Source organism: Pseudoglutamicibacter albus, assembly GCF_022346425.1.
GTDB lineage: Bacteria > Actinomycetota > Actinomycetes > Actinomycetales > Micrococcaceae > Pseudoglutamicibacter > Pseudoglutamicibacter albus.
Map to the genome: position 1 here is coordinate 17,619 of NZ_JAKRCW010000007.1, position 19,384 is coordinate 37,002.

Annotated in this window: 19 protein-coding genes and 1 riboswitch; of the genes, 1 reads left to right on the top strand and 18 read right to left on the bottom strand. The window is 60.3% G+C overall.

What is annotated here, in order from left to right:
* Window positions 1-7: 7 nt before the first annotated feature.
* The 9 genes from pyk to hisI form a co-directional block, all read right to left on the bottom strand.
* Window positions 8-1,561 (bottom strand): pyruvate kinase, encoded by a 1,554-nt coding sequence (pyk, locus tag MHJ63_RS05575; protein WP_070490970.1) that lies wholly within the window; start codon window positions 1,559-1,561, stop codon window positions 8-10.
* Between the two features lie 202 nt (window positions 1,562-1,763).
* Window positions 1,764-3,647 (bottom strand): prolipoprotein diacylglyceryl transferase, encoded by a 1,884-nt coding sequence (gene lgt, locus MHJ63_RS10050; RefSeq protein ID WP_338110378.1) that lies wholly within the window; start codon window positions 3,645-3,647, stop codon window positions 1,764-1,766.
* A 3-nt stretch (window positions 3,648-3,650) separates the two neighbouring features.
* Window positions 3,651-4,448, bottom strand: coding sequence for a tryptophan synthase subunit alpha (trpA, locus tag MHJ63_RS05585; protein WP_035757632.1), 798 nt, complete (start codon window positions 4,446-4,448; stop codon window positions 3,651-3,653).
* Window positions 4,445-5,734: a tryptophan synthase subunit beta gene (trpB, locus tag MHJ63_RS05590; RefSeq protein WP_239446490.1), complete on the bottom strand. Its 1,290-nt coding sequence runs from the start codon at window positions 5,732-5,734 to the stop codon at window positions 4,445-4,447. Before trpB ends, trpA begins: the two co-directional genes overlap by 4 nt.
* A gap of 157 nt (window positions 5,735-5,891) precedes the next feature.
* Window positions 5,892-6,713 carry an indole-3-glycerol phosphate synthase TrpC gene (trpC, locus tag MHJ63_RS05595; protein ID WP_239446460.1) on the bottom strand — a complete coding sequence of 274 codons (822 nt, stop codon included), beginning with the start codon at window positions 6,711-6,713 and terminating at the stop codon, window positions 5,892-5,894.
* 133 nt (window positions 6,714-6,846) lie between these two features.
* On the bottom strand, window positions 6,847-7,101 hold the full coding sequence (locus MHJ63_RS05600; RefSeq protein ID WP_239446461.1) for an HGxxPAAW family protein: 255 nt from the start codon (window positions 7,099-7,101) through the stop codon (window positions 6,847-6,849).
* Between the two features lie 279 nt (window positions 7,102-7,380).
* Window positions 7,381-8,121 (bottom strand): Trp biosynthesis-associated membrane protein, encoded by a 741-nt coding sequence (locus tag MHJ63_RS05605; RefSeq protein ID WP_239446462.1) that lies wholly within the window; start codon window positions 8,119-8,121, stop codon window positions 7,381-7,383.
* Window positions 8,114-9,727, bottom strand: coding sequence for an anthranilate synthase component I (gene trpE, locus MHJ63_RS05610; protein ID WP_239446463.1), 1,614 nt, complete (start codon window positions 9,725-9,727; stop codon window positions 8,114-8,116). The genes MHJ63_RS05605 and trpE overlap by 8 nt, the downstream gene beginning before the upstream one ends.
* Window positions 9,727-10,200 carry a phosphoribosyl-AMP cyclohydrolase gene (hisI, locus tag MHJ63_RS05615; protein WP_415752573.1) on the bottom strand — a complete coding sequence of 158 codons (474 nt, stop codon included), beginning with the start codon at window positions 10,198-10,200 and terminating at the stop codon, window positions 9,727-9,729. The genes trpE and hisI overlap by 1 nt, the downstream gene beginning before the upstream one ends.
* 45 nt (window positions 10,201-10,245) lie before the next feature.
* On the opposite strand from hisI, the gene MHJ63_RS05620 reads away from it, so the two are divergent.
* Window positions 10,246-10,938: a TIGR03085 family metal-binding protein gene (locus MHJ63_RS05620; RefSeq protein WP_232219321.1), complete on the top strand. Its 693-nt coding sequence runs from the start codon at window positions 10,246-10,248 to the stop codon at window positions 10,936-10,938.
* 38 nt (window positions 10,939-10,976) lie between these two features.
* Here the strand turns inward: MHJ63_RS05620 and hisF are convergent, their stop codons facing one another.
* From hisF to MHJ63_RS05665, 9 genes are all read right to left on the bottom strand, one after another.
* A complete protein-coding gene (gene hisF, locus MHJ63_RS05625; protein WP_035757618.1) occupies window positions 10,977-11,747 on the bottom strand; it encodes an imidazole glycerol phosphate synthase subunit HisF in 771 nt (256 codons plus the stop codon).
* 13 nt (window positions 11,748-11,760) lie between these two features.
* Window positions 11,761-12,606 carry an ATP phosphoribosyltransferase gene (hisG, locus tag MHJ63_RS05630; RefSeq protein WP_035757724.1) on the bottom strand — a complete coding sequence of 282 codons (846 nt, stop codon included), beginning with the start codon at window positions 12,604-12,606 and terminating at the stop codon, window positions 11,761-11,763.
* Window positions 12,607-12,668: 62 nt separating this feature from the next.
* Window positions 12,669-12,932, bottom strand: coding sequence for a phosphoribosyl-ATP diphosphatase (locus MHJ63_RS05635; RefSeq protein ID WP_035757616.1), 264 nt, complete (start codon window positions 12,930-12,932; stop codon window positions 12,669-12,671).
* Between the two features lie 174 nt (window positions 12,933-13,106).
* On the bottom strand, window positions 13,107-13,820 hold the full coding sequence (pnuC, locus tag MHJ63_RS05640; RefSeq protein ID WP_141742466.1) for a nicotinamide riboside transporter PnuC: 714 nt from the start codon (window positions 13,818-13,820) through the stop codon (window positions 13,107-13,109).
* A 223-nt stretch (window positions 13,821-14,043) separates the two neighbouring features.
* Window positions 14,044-14,191: riboswitch (FMN riboswitch) on the bottom strand.
* Between the two features lie 138 nt (window positions 14,192-14,329).
* Window positions 14,330-15,004, bottom strand: a complete 675-nt coding sequence (gene rpe / locus MHJ63_RS05645) for a ribulose-phosphate 3-epimerase (RefSeq protein WP_035757615.1) — start codon at window positions 15,002-15,004, stop codon at window positions 14,330-14,332.
* A complete protein-coding gene (locus MHJ63_RS05650; protein WP_052048695.1) occupies window positions 15,001-16,644 on the bottom strand; it encodes an RsmB/NOP family class I SAM-dependent RNA methyltransferase in 1,644 nt (547 codons plus the stop codon). The genes rpe and MHJ63_RS05650 overlap by 4 nt, the downstream gene beginning before the upstream one ends.
* Complete coding sequence (gene fmt / locus MHJ63_RS05655) at window positions 16,641-17,591, bottom strand: methionyl-tRNA formyltransferase (protein ID WP_035757613.1); 951 nt, start codon at window positions 17,589-17,591, stop codon at window positions 16,641-16,643. The genes MHJ63_RS05650 and fmt overlap by 4 nt, the downstream gene beginning before the upstream one ends.
* Window positions 17,592-17,598: 7 nt before the next feature.
* Window positions 17,599-18,186: a peptide deformylase gene (gene def / locus MHJ63_RS05660; protein WP_035757611.1), complete on the bottom strand. Its 588-nt coding sequence runs from the start codon at window positions 18,184-18,186 to the stop codon at window positions 17,599-17,601.
* 195 nt (window positions 18,187-18,381) lie between these two features.
* Window positions 18,382-19,227, bottom strand: a complete 846-nt coding sequence (locus MHJ63_RS05665; protein ID WP_035757610.1) for a PD-(D/E)XK nuclease family protein — start codon at window positions 19,225-19,227, stop codon at window positions 18,382-18,384.
* Between the last annotated feature and the right edge of the window lie 157 nt (window positions 19,228-19,384).

Sequence of the window (19,384 nt, forward strand, 5' to 3'; positions counted from 1 at the left end):
GCAGCCATCAGAAGTCAATGGCCGGTAGACGTGCGTCTTGGCCTTCATTCATCCGCACAACCAGGTCCTCGGCGGCCTGCTCACGCGTACGCCACGGCTTGATCTCCTCATGGCGTTCCTCGTTCCGCTCGCCATCCTTACCGCTATGCGTGATGTCGCCCAGACGATGCACACGCAACGAGTTCGTGGATCCAGCCTTACCTGGAGGGGAACCCGATACGATCACCGCGAGCTCATCCTCTTCAGCGAGGTTGCTACCCAGCAAGTGTTCCTCGGCCTGCTGAGACATCTTGTCCGAATGATCCACAAACCCCGCCAAAACCGGGGTGATACCCCAGAACAAATTCATGTAGCGGAACGTCTGCTCACTCGAAGTGAATCCCAGAGCAGGGATCTCCGAACGCATACGCGCCAAACGGCGCGCCGAGTCACCGGTCTGCGTGAACGCCACAAGATAAGACGCATTGACCTCTTCAGCAACCTCAACCGCCGCCCTTGTCACCGCGCCACCACGCGTCCGGGGGCGCGCCGCGAGAGGCGGGATCCGTTGCAAACCGTGAGCCTCGGTCGACTTGATGATCCGCGCCATGGTCTCGATCGTTTCGATCGGATACTTACCAACCGAGGTTTCCCCCGAAAGCATCACCGCATCGGCACCATCCAAAACCGCGTTCGCACAGTCAGAGGCTTCAGCGCGCGTAGGTGTAGGCGAATCCATCATCGACTCCAAAACCTGCGTTGCCACAATCACAGGCTTAGCCCAACGGCGCGCCAGCTCGACCGCGTGCTTCTGAACCACAGGAACATCCTCAAGCGGCAACTCCACCCCGAGATCGCCGCGAGCCACCATGATCGCATCGAACGCGTCGATGATTTCCTCGATGTTATCGACAGCCTGCGGCTTCTCCAGCTTGGCGATGACCGGAACCTTCCGGCCTTCCTCCTGCATAATCCGGTGCACAGGATCGATATCGGAAGCGTTACGCACAAAAGACAAAGCGATCATGTCCACACCGGCACGCAGAGCCCACCGCAGGTCCTCTTCGTCCTTCTGCGAAAGCGCCGGTACATTCACAGCAACCCCGGGGAGGTTGATGCCCTTGTTATCAGAAACCTCACCGCCGACCTCAACCTCGGTCACAACATCGGTAGCCGTGACTTCGACCGCCCGCAGACGCACCTTGCCGTCATTGACTAACAAAATGTCACCGACATCGACGTTCTCGATAAGCCCAGCGAACGTCGTGCCACACTCGGCCTTCGAACCGGGGACATCGCGGGTAGTGATCGTGAAAGTATCGCCTTCGGCAAGCTCATGCGGGCCATCCGCGAAACGTGCAAGGCGGATTTTAGGGCCCTGCAGGTCAGCGAACACACCGAGCGGCTTATTGAGCTCTCGGGATACCTCACGCAGATTATCGAGATTATTCTGGTGGGTCGCATGATCCCCGTGGCTCATGTTCAGGCGGGCCACGTTCATACCGGCCTTGAGCGCCTTGCGAGCCATCTTCTTAGTGTTGAGCGCCGGACCGAACGTCACGACAATCTTGGCTCTCCGCACCTGGCGCTTGTTCTTCTTGCTGGCTGCACTCTTGTCAACAATCATTTTTCAACGCCCCATCGTGATGTATTTCGCGGCGCCCCAGACATGTTCACTCATGCGTTCGTCTCATCCCGCATGCGCTGAGGTTTCGCCTGTTTATAAGCCTACAGCCCCGCGCCCGCTCAAGGGGCGGGCACGGGGCTGCAGTTGGCCTTTTGATTCAGTTCTCGTCTTTCTTATCGCCGACGCTATCGTCACCGGTGTCATCAGCTGTTGCGTCAGTATCCGCTTCCGTGTCGGTACTGGCGTTGTCGGCGTCAGTACCAGCCGTACCGGTGTCGGAGTCGGCTGTGTCGGTATCGGAGGCTCCGTTGGTCTCGGGGTCCTCAGCGCCGGTGTCCGCGGCGCCGGCTTCAACAGTGCCTGCCTTGTCAGCCTCGGACTCAGCAGTGTCTGCTGTCTTTGCTTCAACAACAGGTGCAGTGTCAGCATCCGATTCGGCTGTATCCGCGGTATCCGCAGTTTCGCTGGCGAGCTCCGCGTCAGCAGGCTCGGTCTCGTCCGGTTCGGTCTCAGCAGGTTCCGTCTCGGCAGACTCGGCGGTCTCCGCCGGTTTGTCCGGTTCAGCTACGGTTTCCGTCTCGGCTGTCTCGGCCGGCTCGACCGTCTCGGCTGGCTCTTCCGGTTCAGGCTCTTCCGCTTCAGGTTCTGCAGGTTCAGGCTCTTCTTCCACGACGTCAGTTTCTTCCGCGGTGTCCGCAGCTTCGGCTGTACCGGCCTGTTCCGTATCGGTCGCCGTTTCCAGGGCCTCAGCCTTATCTGACGCTTCAGTCTGCTCAGGTTCAGACACTACTTCTGACGCCTCGGCACTGTCGGCATCGTCGCCATCGTCTGTATCGTCACGATCGTCCGTACCATCTGCGGTCTCGGTCGTCTCCGTGCGCTCGGGCTTATCGGCTTCAGAGGACTTCTCCTCATCGGCGACCTGAGCGACCTGAGCGGATTTCTCTTCATCCGCGGTTTCTTCGGTCTCAGCAGGCTTCTCGGCCTCCTCTAGCTTCTCAACCTCGGCAGCTTTCTCCTCCGCGTCGCCAGGCTTCTCAGCCTCGGCAGGTCTATCCGTCTCAGCAGACTTGTCCGCGGCGTCGCGTTCTTCCTCAGCAGGCTTATCGGCACCAGCGGCCGCCGCTGCGCTTGGTTCGCGGCCTGGCAGAGCCACATCGAGCTCAGGTGCGTTCTTGCCTCGCTGGTAGGCGATGACGAACGCGACGAGCGCGCCCAGGAACACGAGGATCGATACCCACACGTTGAGCCTCTGCGTGACACCGGCGATCGTGATCATCTGAGCTTCGTCGATCCGCAATGCTTCGATCCATGTGCGGCCTGCCGTATAGATCACAATGTAGAGCCACAAGAGCGCACCGCGGCGCATACGGAACAAACGGTCAAGCAGCAAGAGGATCGCAACACCGACGATGTTCCAGATGGATTCATACAGGAACGTCGGGTGAAACAGCGTGTCCGCTGGCATACCAGCCGGGAAGGTCGGTGAGTCAGCATCAATCTTGAGACCCCACGGCAGGTCAGTCGGGCTACCGAACAGCTCCTGGTTGAAGTAGTTACCCCAGCGGCCAATTGCTTGAGCCAGCAGAACCCCTGGCGCGACAGCGTCAGCGAAGGTAGAGAACCTGACACCGGCGCGGCGCGTAGCGATCCACACACCAACCGCACCGAGGGCTACCGCACCCCAAATCCCGAGGCCACCGTTGGCGATATACAGGATCTTGATGGGGTCCCCGGTGCCGTCATAATTCGGCCCAAAATACTGGTCAGGGGAAGAGAACACGTGGTACAGACGACCACCGATGATGCCGAGCGGAACCGCCCAGATCGCTACATCCCACACGAGCTCGGGGTTTCCGCCGCGTGCTTCCCAACGCCGCTGCGTGAGGATCAGGGCGGCGATGATCCCCAACAAGATGCAGATCGCATACATGTGGATGGTCAACGGCCCTAGCGAAAACGACGAGAACTCTTGCGGCGGCGATGGGAGTGACGCCGGGATAGCGGTTGAAACTGCCGTGGTGATCGTCTGTGTGATCATGGGCTACCTGCCTCGTCCTGCTAGTTCCGCGGTCAACCGGCCTACGCCTTCGGGACCGTTTTCACCGAGCTCACGCACGAGCGCGGTACCGACGATCACCCCGTCTGCATATTCGCCGATCTCTTCAACGTGAGAACGCTGCGACACCCCGAGCCCAACGCACGCGGGGAGGTCACCTGCCGCACGGACCGCTTCCACAACACCCTGCGCTGCATCAGAGACGCTATCGCGGGCACCTGTCACACCCATGATGGATACGCAGTAGACGAACCCGCGGGAGGAATCCACGGTCTGTTTGACACGTTCCGGAGTGTTCGATGGCGCAGTCAGAAAGACTCGGTCAAGGCCATATTTCTCAGACGCTTCCATCCAGTCGCCTGCCTCTTCCGGGAGCAGGTCAGGGGTGATCAGGCCCGCTCCGCCGGCTTCTGCCAGGCGGCGGGCGAACTCATCGACACCCATCCGCAACACGAGGTTCCAGTAGGTCATGATCAGCACCGCAGCATCGGCCTCCGCGGTGACTTTCTGGATAATGTCGAAAACCTGCGGTACCTTGAACCCGTTCGCCAGGGACTGTGTTGTCGCGGCCTGGATGACTGGCCCGTCCATTACGGGATCCGAGTATGGCAAACCGATCTCGATGATGTCGGCACCGTTCTTAGCTGCCGCGATCGCCGCGTCGATGGTGGATTGCACGTCCGGGTAGCCTGCTGGCAGGTAGGCGATGAGCGCTGGGCGGCCTTCCTTGTGTGCCCGCGCGATCGCGTCAGCGGATGTGATTCGTGGTGCGCTCTGGCTCACGCTTGCTTGCCTTCCTCTTCCCCGTTGTTCTGCTCGTCTTTTTCCTCCAGCAGACCGAACCAGCGGGCTGCGGTTGCCACGTCTTTATCGCCGCGGCCTGACAACGTCACGACGACGATGTGCTCGGTTGGGTCTTGGCCGTTAGCTTTCGCTTCTTCAGCCATGCGCTGGCCCACTTTGATCGCGCCGGCCAGAGCGTGGCTGGATTCGATCGCTGGGAGGATGCCTTCTGTTTGCGACAGCAGGCGGAATGCTTCCATCGCCTCGCTGTCAGTGATGGCGGTGTACTGGACTCGGTGGATGTCGGCGAGGTAGGCGTGTTCTGGGCCTACCGCTGGATAGTCCAGGCCAGCTGAGACCGAGTGGGATTCGATGGTTTGGCCGTCTTCATCCTGCATGAGGTAGGTCTTCGCCCCGTGTAGGACGCCTGCCCTGCCGAGGGTGATGGTTGCCGCGTGGCGTGGCGTGTCGATGCCGTCGCCTCCGGCTTCCAGGCCGTGCAGTTCGACGTCTTTATCGTCGAGGAAAGCGTGGAAGCTTCCGATCGCGTTAGATCCGCCGCCCACGCACGCGCAGATCGCATCCGGGAGACGCCCTGCTTGTTCGATGATCTGTTCGCGGGTCTCGTTACCGATGCATTCGTGGAAGAAGCGCACCATGCTCGGGAATGGGTATGGGCCGGCCGCGGTTCCGAGCAGGTAGTGGGTGTGTTCGAGGTTCGCGACCCAGTCACGCAATGCTTCGTTGATCGCGTCTTTGAGCGTGCGGGAGCCAACAGCGACCGGTATAACGGTGGCGCCGAGCAGTTTCATGCGGGCCACGTTGAGGGCTTGACGCTCGGTGTCTTCCTCGCCCATGTAGACGACGCATTCCATCCCGAACAGGGCTGCCGCTGTTGCCGTAGCTACGCCGTGTTGGCCCGCACCGGTTTCAGCGATGAGGCGGTTCTTCCCCATCCGCTTGGCAAGTAGCGCCTGGCCGAGCACGTTGTTGATCTTGTGGGAGCCGGTGTGGTTGAGGTCTTCACGTTTAAGGAAGACACGCACCCCACCTGCGTGCTCAGCGAACTGTGGCGCCTCGGTTAGAAGTGACGGGCGGTTGGCATAGTTGGCTAGCAGGTCCTGGAACTCAGCCACAAACTCTGGGTCTTGCTTTGCCGCGTTGAACGTCTCTGCAAGCTCATCGAGGGCGCGAACCAAAGACTCTGGCATCCACCGGCCACCGTAGTCACCGAAGTATGGGCCGGGTGCGTTACGTAGCGATCCGGACATGAAAGTATCTGCCATCGCGGTGTTATTGCCTTCAGAACCGCGCCCATCAGTGTCGCGCGCTTCGGTGCTCTGTTCGCCGGGGTTCTGATCGGCAGGGTTCTGTTCGCCGGAGTCTGGTGTGTGGGTCATTGCGTTCCTAGATGATGATGGTGGCTAGCGGAGATGCCGGTGACTAGCGGGCTGAGGACCGGATGGTGTGGCCTGCCTCAGTGAACTCGGCGACGGTTTGACGCGGTTGGGCGTGCTTGACGAGTGCTTCTCCTACAAGCACGGCGTCGGCGCCAGCGTGGGCGTAGGTCATGACCTGTTCGATGTCCTCGACACCTGATTCGGCGACCGTCACGACCGTCTCAGGTAGGTGCTTGGCCAGTTCAGCATAGTGGCCGGTGTCGACCTCGAGGGTTTTGAGGTTACGTACGTTGACTCCCACGATCTTCGCGCCAACCTTTGTGGCTCGTTCGATCTCTTCCGGGGTGTGTGTTTCAACGAGCGCGTTCATGCCCAGCTGGTGTGTGAGCGCAAGGAAGTAGCTGAGCTCTTGATCGCTCAAAGCCGCAACGATGAGCAGAACCAGATCCGCACCGTGGGCACGGGCCTCATAGATTTGGTATTCGTCTACCGTGAAGTCTTTGCGCAGAAGCGGGATGTTGACGCGCGCGCGGACGGCATCGAAATCCGCGAGTGAACCGCCAAAGCGGCGCTGCTCTGTCAGAACCGAGATCGCCGCGGCGCCGCCAGCCTCATATTCGGCGGCGAGGTCAGCAGGTTCAGGAATGTCCGCGAGCGCACCCTTCGATGGCGAACGGCGCTTAACCTCAGAAATCACGGCGAAGGCGGAATCCGTGTTCGGGGTGAGGGCGGCCAGCGCATCGCGGGCTGGTGGGGCTTCAGCGGCGCGGCGCTTGATCTCTTCAAGCGGCACGAGTTGCTTGCGTTCGGCCAGATCTTCCTTAACACCTTCAATGATCTGATCCAAAACAGTGGCCTCAGCCATGTGCCTTGCCTATCCCTTCTGTCCGCTACGTTCGGACGGTACCGGACCTTATGTATGCCCTGTATAGAACCGTGTATAACCCCGTATAGAACGAAGCCCCGCGAATGTTTCGCGGGGCTGAGCGCTCACAACGTTAGTCGTGCTTGGTGCGGGAGCCACCCACGCCGAAACCGGCGGCTTTCAGAACGAGGCCGGCGATGATACCGACAACGAAGATCACGCCGCCGGCCCAGAAAAGAACCCAGTTAGGGATGGTGAAGGCGACGCAGGACAGCAGGAAGCCAACAAACATGATGGTGAACATTGCCCACGAAGCAACCGTGTTGCCGTGGCCCAGGTGCTGCTCATGGATTGGGTCATGAGCAATGGTCTGGCGATCGAGAGGCATATCCCTATCTCCTTCGAGTTGAAACCTCAGGTCAGTGATGCTCTGCCCTCTGTGGGGCATCCGCGACCGTGAGGTCACGGGTGGATATGTGTCCAGGTGTGCGCGAGTGAAGCGTCAGCATGAACACACGCTCATAGCTATTCTGCCACTTCTAGGCGTTGACCGCTCAATCGCTACGTGCGGCGAGTCATTTCGATCGCGTCTGCGCACCGGTTGAAGGGCGTCTCAGATGAAGAGACCGCGGGCCGCCTAACAGGCGGTGGACTAACAGGCGGCGACCTAGTAGAAGCGTGCGCGCCCGGCGCGTGGGCCGTCAGGATCAGTCGGATCCTCGCCCTGGGTCAGGGCGTCCCATTGGTCGATCTCATCCATGGACTCGGCTGTACCGTCTTGGGCTCCATCGTCTCCGGCGCTTTGACCTGCTGGCCTGTTGCCCGGCTTTGAGGTTGCGCTACCGGTCTTGGAGCTCGCGCGATCATATTTGCTTGATGTCGATGCGGCGGGTGCCGACACAAAAACGCCCCATACCGCAACCAGCACCATGAGAATCCCCGCAACCGCTGTGATGATCGGAAAGATCGTGACCTCATAAACACTGCTGACCACCCCGAGGCCGAATGTTTCTCCGACCTTGGCCGATGCCGCATCCTCAGGCGAGAGTGCCGCCCAGATACTCACCCCTGCAACGCCAGCACCGGCGAGGGCTTGGACTACGGTGATGATCCAGCGCGTCACGGGCCCTGCGATGGTGAGCGCGATCGTGGCCGCGAGCATCACCACGGCGAGCGCGGGTGCTGCTGGTGTTGCGGTTCCGCCGGCGACGTTGAGGCTTTCTACTGCTACCCCGGTGTCTGGGGCGCCGACGGTGATCCAGGTTTGGGTTATGAGGATGAGTGCGGCGATGGAGAGGGTGAGGCCTGCGAGGACGATGTGTTTGCGTTGGCCGAAGCGGTGGCGGCGTGGTGTGGTTTCGCCGCCCAGTGTGGTTTCGCCGTTCTGTGGGGTTTCGGTGTCAGGCATCGGCGTCTCCGGGTGTTGCTCCCTCGGCCTGGTCGACGTCGTGGTCTTCGGTTGCCCTGAGTTGGTCGGCGAGCCATACGGCGCGTAGCGGTGCGAAGGATTTGTTGACGGTTTCGAGGGCTTCTGATTCGGGTTGGGAGTCGGCGACGATTCCGGCGCCGGCGGATACGTATGCGGTGCAGTCTTTGAGGACTGCGGTGCGGATGGCGATGGCCATGTCCATGTCTCCGGCGGAGTCGAAGTAGCCGACTACTCCCCCGTAGATGCCGCGCCCTACTGGTTCTAGTTCGTCGAGTAGTTGTAGTGCACGTGGTTTGGGTGCCCCGGAGAGGGTTCCGGCGGGGAATACGGCGCGGAGGACGTCGTAGGCGTTGGTGTGGGGTTCGGCTTGGCCTGTGACGGTGGATTCCATGTGCATGATGTGGCTGTAGTGGACTATCTCCATGAATTGGGTGACGTCCACGGTGCCTGGGGTGCAGACTTTGGAGAGGTCGTTGCGGGAGAGGTCTACGAGCATGAGGTGTTCGGAGCGTTCTTTGGGGTCTGCTAGTAGTTCTTTGGCCAGTTTTTCGTCTTCGGCTGGTGTTGTTCCGCGGGGGCGGGAGCCTGCGATGGGGTGGGTCACGACGTTTCCGGATTTCACGGTCACGAGCGCTTCTGGTGAGGAGCCGACGACGGAGAATGGTTGGGCATCTGCGTTGTGGTAGGTCGCGACATACATGTAGGGGCTGGGGTTGGTGGCGCGCAGGATGCGGTAGACGTCGAGCGCGTTCGCTTGGGTTGGTAGTTCGAAGCGGCGCCCTACGACTGCTTGGAACACTTCGCCGTCCACGATCGCGTCTTTGATGGTCTCGATCGCGTGCATGAATTCTGGTTCTGCCCAGGTTTCTTTGACGGTTGCGAACATTTCTTCGCGCGATACGTCGGCTGATGGCATGGGGACTGGCGCTTCGCCGGTGGAGGGTTCACCGAGTTGGTGCGCCATGTTCTGTAGGCGTGTTACCGCTTCCTCGTATGCGCCTTCGGCTCCGGTGTCGAGCCCGTTCTTGTTGTAGGCGTTGGCGACCAGGGTGAGTGATCCGTCGAGGTGGTCATAGACGGCCATGTCGGTGACCAGTTGCAGCGCGAGCATCGGCACATGCATGTCATCTGCTGGACCTTGACCGAGGGTTTCCCAGTAGCGGACTGCGTCCCAGCCGATGTAGCCCATGAGTCCGGAGACGAAGGGGAACGATGGGCGGGCTAGGTTTTGTTGGCCGCGGTTGAGGAACTGCAGAGATTCCCGCAGAACCTCCATGACGTTGCCTTCAGATGGGATCCCGACAGGCGGGTTTCCTTCCCAGACGGCTTGGCCGTCGTGTTCGGTGAGCATCGCGGCACTTGCCGCACCGATGAAGGAGTAGCGGGCCCACTGCCCGGCGGTCGCGGATTCGAGCAGGAACGTGCCGGGGCGTTCATCAGCCAGGCGGCGGTACACACCTAAGGGTGTTAGGCCGTCGGCGAGCATCCGTGCTGTCACCGGGATCACTCGCGGGCCATCGGGTGAGGCTGCGGCTGCTACGAATTCCTCGCGGGTGATGTTCGGATTGATCCTCGGAGCGCTCATTACTTCTCCCCTGCTTCAGTTACGTATGCTCGGCTCGTTTCGGCGGCGGCCGTGTTTGCTTGCCGCGACGGCGTGGCTACCGGGATGGAGCGGTCATCAAAACACGAGCGGCTACCGGTATGGCATGCGGCCCCCGTCTGGGCCACAGTGAGCAGTATCGTGTCCGCGTCACAGTCATAGTTCATCGCGACAACTTCTTGAATGTGACCAGATGTGTCACCTTTACGCCAGTACTCTTGCCGGGAACGTGACCAATAGGTTGCCCGCCCGGTGGTAGCGCTACGCCTGATGGCCTCGGCATCCATCCAGCCGAGCATCAAAACCTGCAACGAATCAACGTCCTGCACAACAGCAGGGATCAGCCCATCGGCGTTAAATTTCAGCGCAGAAACATCGAACACCGAAGGCGACGAGTCAACTGCTTGGTCGCGATCGGCACGGATTTCAGCGGGAGTTTCAGAAGAACCAGACACGCTCCCATGCTACGTTGCGCACTCCTTACAGTGTCATAGCGTGACGTGTCAGCTGAACGTGCTACGTTTGTGAGCGTGCCTCGCTTTGTCTCTGTGTCCCGTCAAGCGCTCGCCGATGCGCTCCTCGCCGCAGGTCCGCACGCCCCCACGCTGTGCGATGGCTGGGAAACACGGCATTTAGCGGCACACCTGGTGCTTCGTGAACGCTCCGTTTGGGCCGCCGGCATCACAGGTGCCCCTGGTTTACGGCAAGGCATGGAACGCAAACTCGAGATCCTCGCTTCCCAAGGCCAACACCCCGGCGGGTATGCGCGCCTCATCAAACAATTCGCGCAAGGGCCACAGAAGTTCTCCCCGTTCAACCTCAAACGTGTGGACGCCGCAGCGAACCTGCTCGAATACTTTGTGCACCTCGAAGACATCCGCCGCGCCCGCGAACGCTGGGTACCACGATCCCTGGATGCGGCATATACAGAACGGCTATGGCAGCGGTTCAAGAACGGTGCCAAACTGCTCTACCGGAACTCACCGGTCGGGATCATCCTCGTCCGCCCTGACGGGACCCGCTACCATGCCAAGAAAGGCACCGACTCGGTCGCGATCTACGGGTCCGTGAGCGAACTCATCATGCATGCATTCGGCCGAACCGAACACGCGCTGGTGCTCTACGAAGGAAGCCCCGAGGCCAAGAAGGCACTCGAGGCCTCAACAGCGAAAAACGCTGAACGCTGCACCTAGCGGTGCATAACAGACGCGGCACTCAACGGACGCGGTTCTTAACGGACCGTGATGCCTGCCGCCCGCATCGCGGCCTTCACTTCAGCCATCATGTGATCAGGCCCAAAATGAAACAGCGATGCCGCAAGCACCGCATCGGCCCCTGCCTCCACCGCCGGTGGGAAATGCTCGGGCTTACCAGCCCCACCTGATGCGATCAACGGAACCGAAATAACGCGCCGGACATCGCGCAGCATCTGCGTATCGAAACCCTCTTGCGTCCCATCAGCGTCGATCGAGTTTAACAAAACCTCACCCACGCCGCGTTTCTGAGCCTCAGCCGCCCACTCCAGCGCGTCCTGACCAGTACCCACCCGGCCGCCACGCACCATGACCTCATAACCGGAAGCTAGATCCGGGTTATCGCTACGCTTAGCATCCAGAGACAACGTCAAAACCTGGGAACCAAAAGCCTCACTGATCTGATTGATCAGATCCGGGTTCTCCACTGCGGCAGTAGCCACAGAAACCTTATCCGCGCCCGCGTTCAGCAGCTTAGAGACATCCGTGACCGAACGGATACCGCCACCGACCGTCAACGGGATGAAAACCTCAGCAGCGGTACGACTAACAATGTCATACACCGTGTCACGCTCGTCAGAAGAAGCTGTGACATCCAAGAACGTCAACTCATCGGCACCCACACGGCCATAGCGCTCCGCAAGCTCAACCGGATCTCCCGCATCACGCAAACCCTCAAAGTTCACGCCTTTAACCACACGGCCAGCGTCCACATCGAGGCACGGAATCACACGAACAGCAACAGACACAACCTGCCCCTTCCTATAAACGGCAAGCGTTAATCGGGGTCACCAAAATCGCGCGCGCCCCCACGTCATAGAGCTCATCCATGACACGGTTGACCTGGTTTTCCTTAACCATGGCCCGCACCGCAACCCAATCAGGGTCAGCCAACGGGGAAATCGTTGGGGACTCCAAACCAGGGGTCAAACGCATCGCCTCATCAACCAACGTCTTCGGGATGTCATAATCCAACATCGCGTACTGGCGAGCCACAATCACACCACGCAAACGACGCACGAGCGTGCCTTCAGCCTTCGGGTGATGATTCTTCCGGCCAATCAAAACAGCCTCAGACTTCATCAACTCAGGACCAAACGGCTCCAAACCGGCAGCACGCATCGTCGAGCCGGTCTCCACCACATCGGCCACCGCGTCAGCGACACCCAAACGGATCGAGGTCTCAATCGCGCCATCCAGACGCACCGTCTCCGCGTCAATACCGTGCTCTTGAAGATAATGATCAACCAAAACCCGGTAACTCGTAGCGATCCGCTTACCGTTCAACTGAGAAAAATCAGAGAACACACCGCGCGGGCCAGCGATACGGAACGTCGAGGCGCCAATACCCAACGGCATCAGCTCCTCAACCGCATCATCAACATCCGCGTCCATCATCAAATCCCGGCCCGTGATCCCCAAATCCAAAACACCACGGCCCACATACACCGCGATATCCCGCGGCCGCAGATAAAAGAACTCAACATCGTTCTCAGGGTCCGTCAACGCCAGCTCGCGCGAATCACGACGCTGCCGATACCCCGCCTCAGACAACATCTCCGTCACAGCGGAAGACAACGAACCCTTATTCGGAACAGCTACACGCAAAGTCGACACAACAACTCAACCCTTCACAAACTCACGCCACAACAACGCCTACGCCACATAACTCACAGATGCTTATACACGTCCTGCAGAGACAACCCCTTAGCGATCATCATCACCTGCACGTGATACAGAAGCTGCGAAATCTCCTCAGCAGCCTCATCATCCGACTCATATTCAGCGGCCATCCACACCTCAGCGGCCTCCTCAACGATCTTCTTACCGATCGCATGGATACCCGCATCCAACTCTTGGACAGTGCCGGACCCCTCAGGGCGCTCGACAGCTTTGGTTTGCAGTTCAGCAAAGAGTTCCTCGAAGCTTTTCACACCACTCAGCCTAATCAAACCCACCCAGCATCAGCAGAACGTGACGACACAAAGACCACACAAAGCAACCGGCGCCGGCCCGAGGTTACCCTCGGCCCGACGCCAGCGAACATTCACCCCCAACCTAGGCTGAGACTCAGTTCCTGCACTGAGACTCAATTGGTGGGAACACACTCAATCCACGGTTGGGTCGAGTGTCTCCATCCGAGCAATCGATGGTTTCTCGTTCTTCTGGGCACGAGCCCACACGAAGAACCCGATCAACGTGAACACCCCGTAGAACAGGTACATGAACGCGGAAGCGAAGTATCCTGCCGAGAACAACAGCGGGACACCCACGATATCCACGGCAACCCACGCGAGCCAGAACTCAGTCCAACCCTTCGCCATACCGTAAGTAGCTACCAGCGAACCAATGAACGTCCATGCATCAGCCCACACCGGGTCATACGAACCCAACGCGGCAAACAGTGGGGTCAGAGCGATCGTGCCGATGACCATGACCAACACCATCCCGATCCGAACACCCCAGCCACCCCATCGTGGGGTGATCGCTTGAGAATCATCACCGCTACGTTGCTTGCGGCTTTCGTTCCAACGGATCCACCCGTAGATGGACACCACGATGAACATGATCTGACGGCCCGCCTGACCCAACAGGTGAGGCATAGTCGCGTTCGGGTCAACCAAAGAACCCAAGAACACCGTGAGCAACAACAAGTTACCGGCGATACCGATAGGCCAGGCCCACACTTTACGGCGCATACCGCCAAGAGCCGAAGCTAAACCAAAAACATTGCCAACAACCTCACGGACCACCAAAACCTGCCCTCCAGGCAGGTCAATAGTCCCGTTGAAGGTTTCGACAAGCCACCGCAGAAAATCCATTCCTAACCCTTTCTCGCTCTACGGCGGCCCCGGGTTGAGGAATACGTGAGTGGCTTCTTCGCCCAGCGCTTTCGTTCACTTGCGATGCGGCGGCGTCTTGGACTCGTCGTATGGACTCGCCCATTCGGCTGCTCGGCACGCGGTGACGCGGCTGAACTTCCCCGCAATCAGTGGCTGCGTGATACCAGCCAGCGGCTACGTGAAGAACACTGTCTCAGCGTAAACCGTGCTTCTCCCATCCAGACTTTTACTGTCGGTACTGGATTTTCACCAGTTCAGCCGTCCCCCTTCAAGAGCATTTACTCAAGCTGAGGCAACGGGTCGCGGACTATCACCGCCGGTTCGGACTTTCACCGACCCCGGAGCACGTGAACATAACTGTAACCCATGTCCACACGGGCCCCGCGCGACGGTGACACAATGTTGAGCCGACTTGCTCACTGCCCCCGCTTGAGGTCAGTTTCTATTGCCCGCCCCATCAACGGTTGCCGTTGTCAGTGCGGCTCAGTTCAACCTCCGATGGCAGCGTGGGCTTCGTCGCGCAAGTTCTGAATCGCTTCCGCTACGTCTTCGGCACCATAGACGCTGGAGCCTGCAACGAACGTGTCCGCACCGGCTTCAGCGGCGATGCGGATCGTCTCGGTTGTCACGCCGCCATCGACCTGTAGCGCGACTTGCGCTCCAGAACCGTCGATCGCTTGACGTGCCGCGCGGATCTTCGGGACAACAACGTCGAGGAAAGCCTGCCCGCCAAAGCCCGGCTCGACCGTCATGAGCAACAGCATGTCGAGTTCAGGGAGCATGTCCATGTAGGAGTTCAGGCCCGTCGCTGGACGCAGAGCCATCGAGGCTTTCGAACCGCGTGCGCGCAGCTCGCGAGCCAAACGGATCGGGGCGGTCGCGGCTTCTGCGTGGAAGGTCACCGAGTATGCTCCCATGTCCGCGTATTCAGGGGCCCAACGGTCGGGGTCTTCGATCATGAGGTGAATATCGAGCGGTAACGGGGACTCGTCCTGAATCCTCTTGACCACAGGCGGGCCGAACGTCAGGTTCGGCACAAAATGCTGATCCATGACATCGACGTGCACGGCATCTGCGGTTTTGATCGCTTGTAGCTCCTCCCCTAGCCGGAGGAAGTCAGCGGAGAGGATCGAGGGGTGAATTGCGCACGTGTGGCGGCTCATGCTTGTTCCTTCTTCGTGATGAGTGCCATGAACATGGCGTCGGTTCCGTGGGAGTGCGGGAAAAGTTGGGCTGTGGAACCGCTGTTGGTTCCGACGACGGGGTCGGCTGGGCGGGCCGCGTCACCTTCGCCGGTGAGCGTTACGGAGTCGAGGACTGCTCCGGTGTCGAGCAGTTCGATGTCTTTGCGGCGGTGGAACGCGTCTTCGAGGATCGCGAGCGTTTCAGCCGGGTGCGGTGAACACGTCACGTAGGCGAGCACCCCGCCTGGGCGCAACGCGTCGAGTGCCGAGTTCAGAAGCTCACCTTGTAGGCGGGTGAGCGCTGGGATGTCGGAGGGCTGTTTGCGCCAGCGGCTCTCCGGGCGGCGGCGTAGCGCGCCGAGCCCCGAGCATGGGGCGTCCAGCAGGATGCGGTCGTAGTGGTTCGGCTGTGCCTTACCGATGTCCCGGCCGTCGCCGGTCACCGAGGTCCAGGCTTTCTCATCAACTGCCCGCAGCGCTTGCTTCACAAGGTTAGAGCGGTGCTCCTGAACCTCATTCGCGGTCAGATGCGCGCCGCGTTGAGCGGCGATCGCGGCCAGCAGCGCGGCTTTACCGCCCGGGCCTGCGGACATATCAAGCCAACGGCCGGCATCGGCGCCTGCAACATCGGCTTCTGCGAGGACGCGGGCGGTGAGCTGCGAGCCGTGGTCCTGCACGCGAATATGGCCTTCGGCAACACCTGGCCAGCGCAACGGATCGCCACCAGAGTTGACTGAGTATGCTTCGGGAACCCAGGTTGATGGGGTGGCTTTGAGACGTTTGAGTTCTTGCTCGGTTGCGATCCCCGGAAGCGCGGCCAGGTGCACCGCCGGCGCCACGTTATCGGCTTCGAGCAAAGCCTCGAGCTCATCGGCTGAACGCCCGTGCACAACGAGCGAGGACCGTAGCGCACGAACCACCCATTCGGGGTGGGAGTACCGCAGGGCGAGGCGCGCCATCGGGTCGGTGATGGCCGCTTCGAGCGTTTCAGCCCATTCTTCACGCGAGCGTTCCGTAACCCGGCGCAGAACCGCGTTAACGAAGCCTCCCGCGCCAGCGCCTACGCAGTCGCGGGCGAGCGCCACGGTTTCATCGACCGCGGCGTGCTGCGGGACGCGCATGTGCAGAAGCTGGTAGGTACCGATCCGCAGAACGTCCAAGACCGGTGGGTCAATGTTTTTGAGTGGGCGATCAGAGCATTCAGCAAGCACCGCATCCAGGCTTGCCAGTTCGCGTAACGAACCATAGGTGAGCTCGGTTGCGAAACCGGCATCGCGCTGATCGAGGCGGGAACGGCGAATGTGGTGCGGTAGCGCTAGGTTGGCATACGCGTTGTCAACGGCGACGGCCTGCAGAACGTCGAACGCTACTTTGCGTGCGGGGTCAGCGCTGCGGCTGCGCTGCGATGGAGCTGCGGCGCTGAACTGGCGGGGCTGGCGGCCGCCGCGGTTGCGTTCACGGCCTTTAGCGTTGCGGCGGGAACCGTCGGTTCTACCCTGCCTTTGACCGTGTCCTTGCTTATTGTCGTATCCCTGGTGACTGCCCCGGCGTGGGCGATCGTTCCCGTCCCCTCGGCCGGAGCGTGGGGCGCGGTCATTCGAGCGTGAATCTCGACTCATTCGAAGTGTCCTTCCCCGTTGCTGAGGGCTCCGCGAGCCCAGTCAGCGGCAGCCATCATCTTTTTACCCGCAGGCTGCACACGCGTCAGCTCAACCGGTGAAGACCCGGTGCCGACGACGACGCGGGCCGGCTTCCGGCTGCGGAAGCTCAGCTGGCCAGGGCCAAGGTTTTTCTCGTGGGCATCGAGCTCATCAGGGGTTGTGACACGTACCCGCTCGAGTTTGATGCTGGCCCCATTGAAGTGTGTGAAGGCGCCGGGTTCTGGTGTGGTGCCGGCGATGCGTCCCCGTACGGCTTCCGCGGAGGTTGCCCAGTCGACGCGGCCGTCGTTGCGTTCGAGTTTCGGCGCGAGCGTTGCCTCTCCCTTTTGCGGTTGTGGAACCACCGCCCCGGAAACGTAGCCGGTGATCGCTTGGCTCAACAGCACCGCGCCTTCTGTGGAGAGGCGTTCGAGGAGGTCGCCCGCGGTGTCGCTTGGCTGCACGGCTTCCGTCATGACCCCGAGCACCGGCCCGGTGTCCATACCTTCATCGAGCACGAAAGCTGTGGCGCCTGTGATGTCGTGGCACCGGATGAGCGCGTGCTGAACAGGAGCAGCCCCGCGTAGATCTGGCAGGAGCGAGAAGTGAAGGTTGACCCACCCGAATTCTGGGAGGTCGAGTGTGCGTCGTGGAACCATCGCGCCGTAGGCGACAACCGCGGCGACATCGATCTCTAATGCGGCGATCGCATCATGGGCTTCGTCCGTGATCTTGTCCGCTTTGATGACGGGCAGCCCGTGATCTTCGGCGTAGGCCGCTACCGGGGACGGTGTCATGACCCGTTTACGGCCGATGGGCGCGTCAGTTCGTGTCAATACTGCTGCGATCTCGTGGCCGTCGTTGATGAGCTGCGCTAGCGGTGCGACAGCAACATCAGGGGTTCCGGCGTAGAGGATTCGTGCCATGTGCGCATCAGCTCCTGAGGAATGAGTTGCCGGTTTTGTTTGAGAAGGCGCTGCCGATGGTGGTGGCGCGTTGGTCTTGCACGTGATCGACGTTGCTTTGGAAGGTTTTGTGGCGCAGCTGTTGTTGTGCGCGACGGCGGTCGTCTCCGGTGAGCCGATCGATGAAGAGTCTGCCGTTGAGGTGGTCGGTTTCGTGTTGGAAACAACGCGCGAGCAGGCCCTCGGCGATGATCTCTAATTCCTCGCCAGTGACATCGACGCCGGTGAGTCGGACTTTCTTAGGGCGTGCCAGCGGCATCTGGATTCCGGGTACCGATAGGCAACCTTCGATCGTGCGATCGTCTTCGATGGTTTCTTCGTCCAGGATCTCAAGGACCGGATTGCACACTGTGCCTTGGTGTCCGTCGATGTTGTAGGTGAAGATGCGTTTGCTGATGCCGATCTGTGGTCCTGCTAGCCCCACACCGTTGACCTTGCTCATGGTCTCGTGCATGTCTCGGGCCAGCGTGGCTAGAGATGAATCGAAAACGGTCACGGGCTCCGCCGCTGTCCGTAGGACCGGGTCCCCTACTGTACGAATCGCGTGAACTGTCACGCTTCCCCTCTTTCTGAAATGTTCTTCGCTCAAAAACGTGCGTTGCTCAATGAATGTTTGTCGCTCAACGAATGCGGCGCGGAAGCGGTGCTTACCCTCCGCTGTTTGCTTTCCATCGTATGTGAGAAAACCGTGAGATTGGCGGGCGACAGCCCGGTCTGACCGCTCACGTGTTACGCCCAGTACGTGTTGTGACTACCGAGTGGCTGGTGGCGGGACGGGCTGAAGTTCTGCGGCTGCACTGAAGGCCACGGATTCGGTTTCCCATACTTGGCGTAGAGCCCAGAACCTTTTCCACGCGTTTTCGAGGCTGTGAGGTTGTGCCCGCATCGGTAGCACCTCAGTTTCACCGAGAGCCACGGCGAGCAGAACACTGTTTTTAGGGAACGGCCACGGCTCCCACGTCCCTTTTTCTGGGTCGCTCAGATATTCCTCGGCTTGCGCGCCGGCGGCGAGTTGCATGACAACCTTAGGGTCTGGCGCTTTAACACGGCCATCCCGGGTGGTGCCGCGCGTCTTATAGTCGATCAGGCAGGTCGCTCCCCCGATCTCGGCAACCAGATCGAGTGTGCCGGCGTAGCCGACAGTGTGGTTCCAGATAGTGACTTCCGGTTCGATAGGCCGAACACCAAAGAGATCCCACCATTCATCGAAACGATCCGCATAGGCGCCTTCCCCGTGTTCTTTGAGGATTTCACGCATCTGTGCGGCCTCGTGCGGGCGGCCAAGCTCACGCAGAGCCTTGTGTTCGGCATAGTTGTGGACCCGGTCTCCACGGGCCGCTGCCTCGTCACGGTATTTCTCCGCCGCGGAAGAGGCCTGCCGTGCAATCTGCTTGAGCTGGATCTTATTGCCCACTGACGTTGGTAAACGCTCGTCATTGATGACCGCGGTCGCGGCCATATGCCCAGCCCAGCCCGTCATATCCACCGCGTGGCGGGAAATCACGGTGGTGATCGAGGGAACTTCGGGGAGCCCGCCCACGGTGCGTGAATACATACGCCCGAGGGAGGTCTGGTGCGCGAGCAATGGCTGTGTCATGCTCCCAAGTTTGTCACCTACCCCTGACACATTGCTCACCGACACATTGCTCGCTGAGGCATTGCTCACTGACACTTTGTTCACGCGACCTGGACCGGCAAACCGCTACCTCATCAACCGAAAGGTTGAGCTGACTTTCAACACAGATCGCGATGTT

Coding starts and splice junctions, on each gene's coding strand:
- lgt (WP_338110378.1), bottom strand. CDS start 3,647: ATGATCACACAGACGATCACCACGGCAGTTTCAACCGCTATCCCGGCG.
- trpB (WP_239446490.1), bottom strand. CDS start 5,734: ATGGCAGATACTTTCATGTCCGGATCGCTACGTAACGCACCCGGCCCA.
- trpC (WP_239446460.1), bottom strand. CDS start 6,713: ATGGCTGAGGCCACTGTTTTGGATCAGATCATTGAAGGTGTTAAGGAA.
- MHJ63_RS05600 (WP_239446461.1), bottom strand. CDS start 7,101: ATGCCTCTCGATCGCCAGACCATTGCTCATGACCCAATCCATGAGCAG.
- MHJ63_RS05605 (WP_239446462.1), bottom strand. CDS start 8,121: ATGCCTGACACCGAAACCCCACAGAACGGCGAAACCACACTGGGCGGC.
- trpE (WP_239446463.1), bottom strand. CDS start 9,727: ATGAGCGCTCCGAGGATCAATCCGAACATCACCCGCGAGGAATTCGTA.
- pnuC (WP_141742466.1), bottom strand. CDS start 13,820: ATGGATTTTCTGCGGTGGCTTGTCGAAACCTTCAACGGGACTATTGAC.
- rpe (WP_035757615.1), bottom strand. CDS start 15,004: ATGAGCCGCCACACGTGCGCAATTCACCCCTCGATCCTCTCCGCTGAC.
- MHJ63_RS05650 (WP_052048695.1), bottom strand. CDS start 16,644: ATGAGTCGAGATTCACGCTCGAATGACCGCGCCCCACGCTCCGGCCGA.
- fmt (WP_035757613.1), bottom strand. CDS start 17,591: ATGGCACGAATCCTCTACGCCGGAACCCCTGATGTTGCTGTCGCACCG.
- MHJ63_RS05665 (WP_035757610.1), bottom strand. CDS start 19,227: ATGACACAGCCATTGCTCGCGCACCAGACCTCCCTCGGGCGTATGTAT.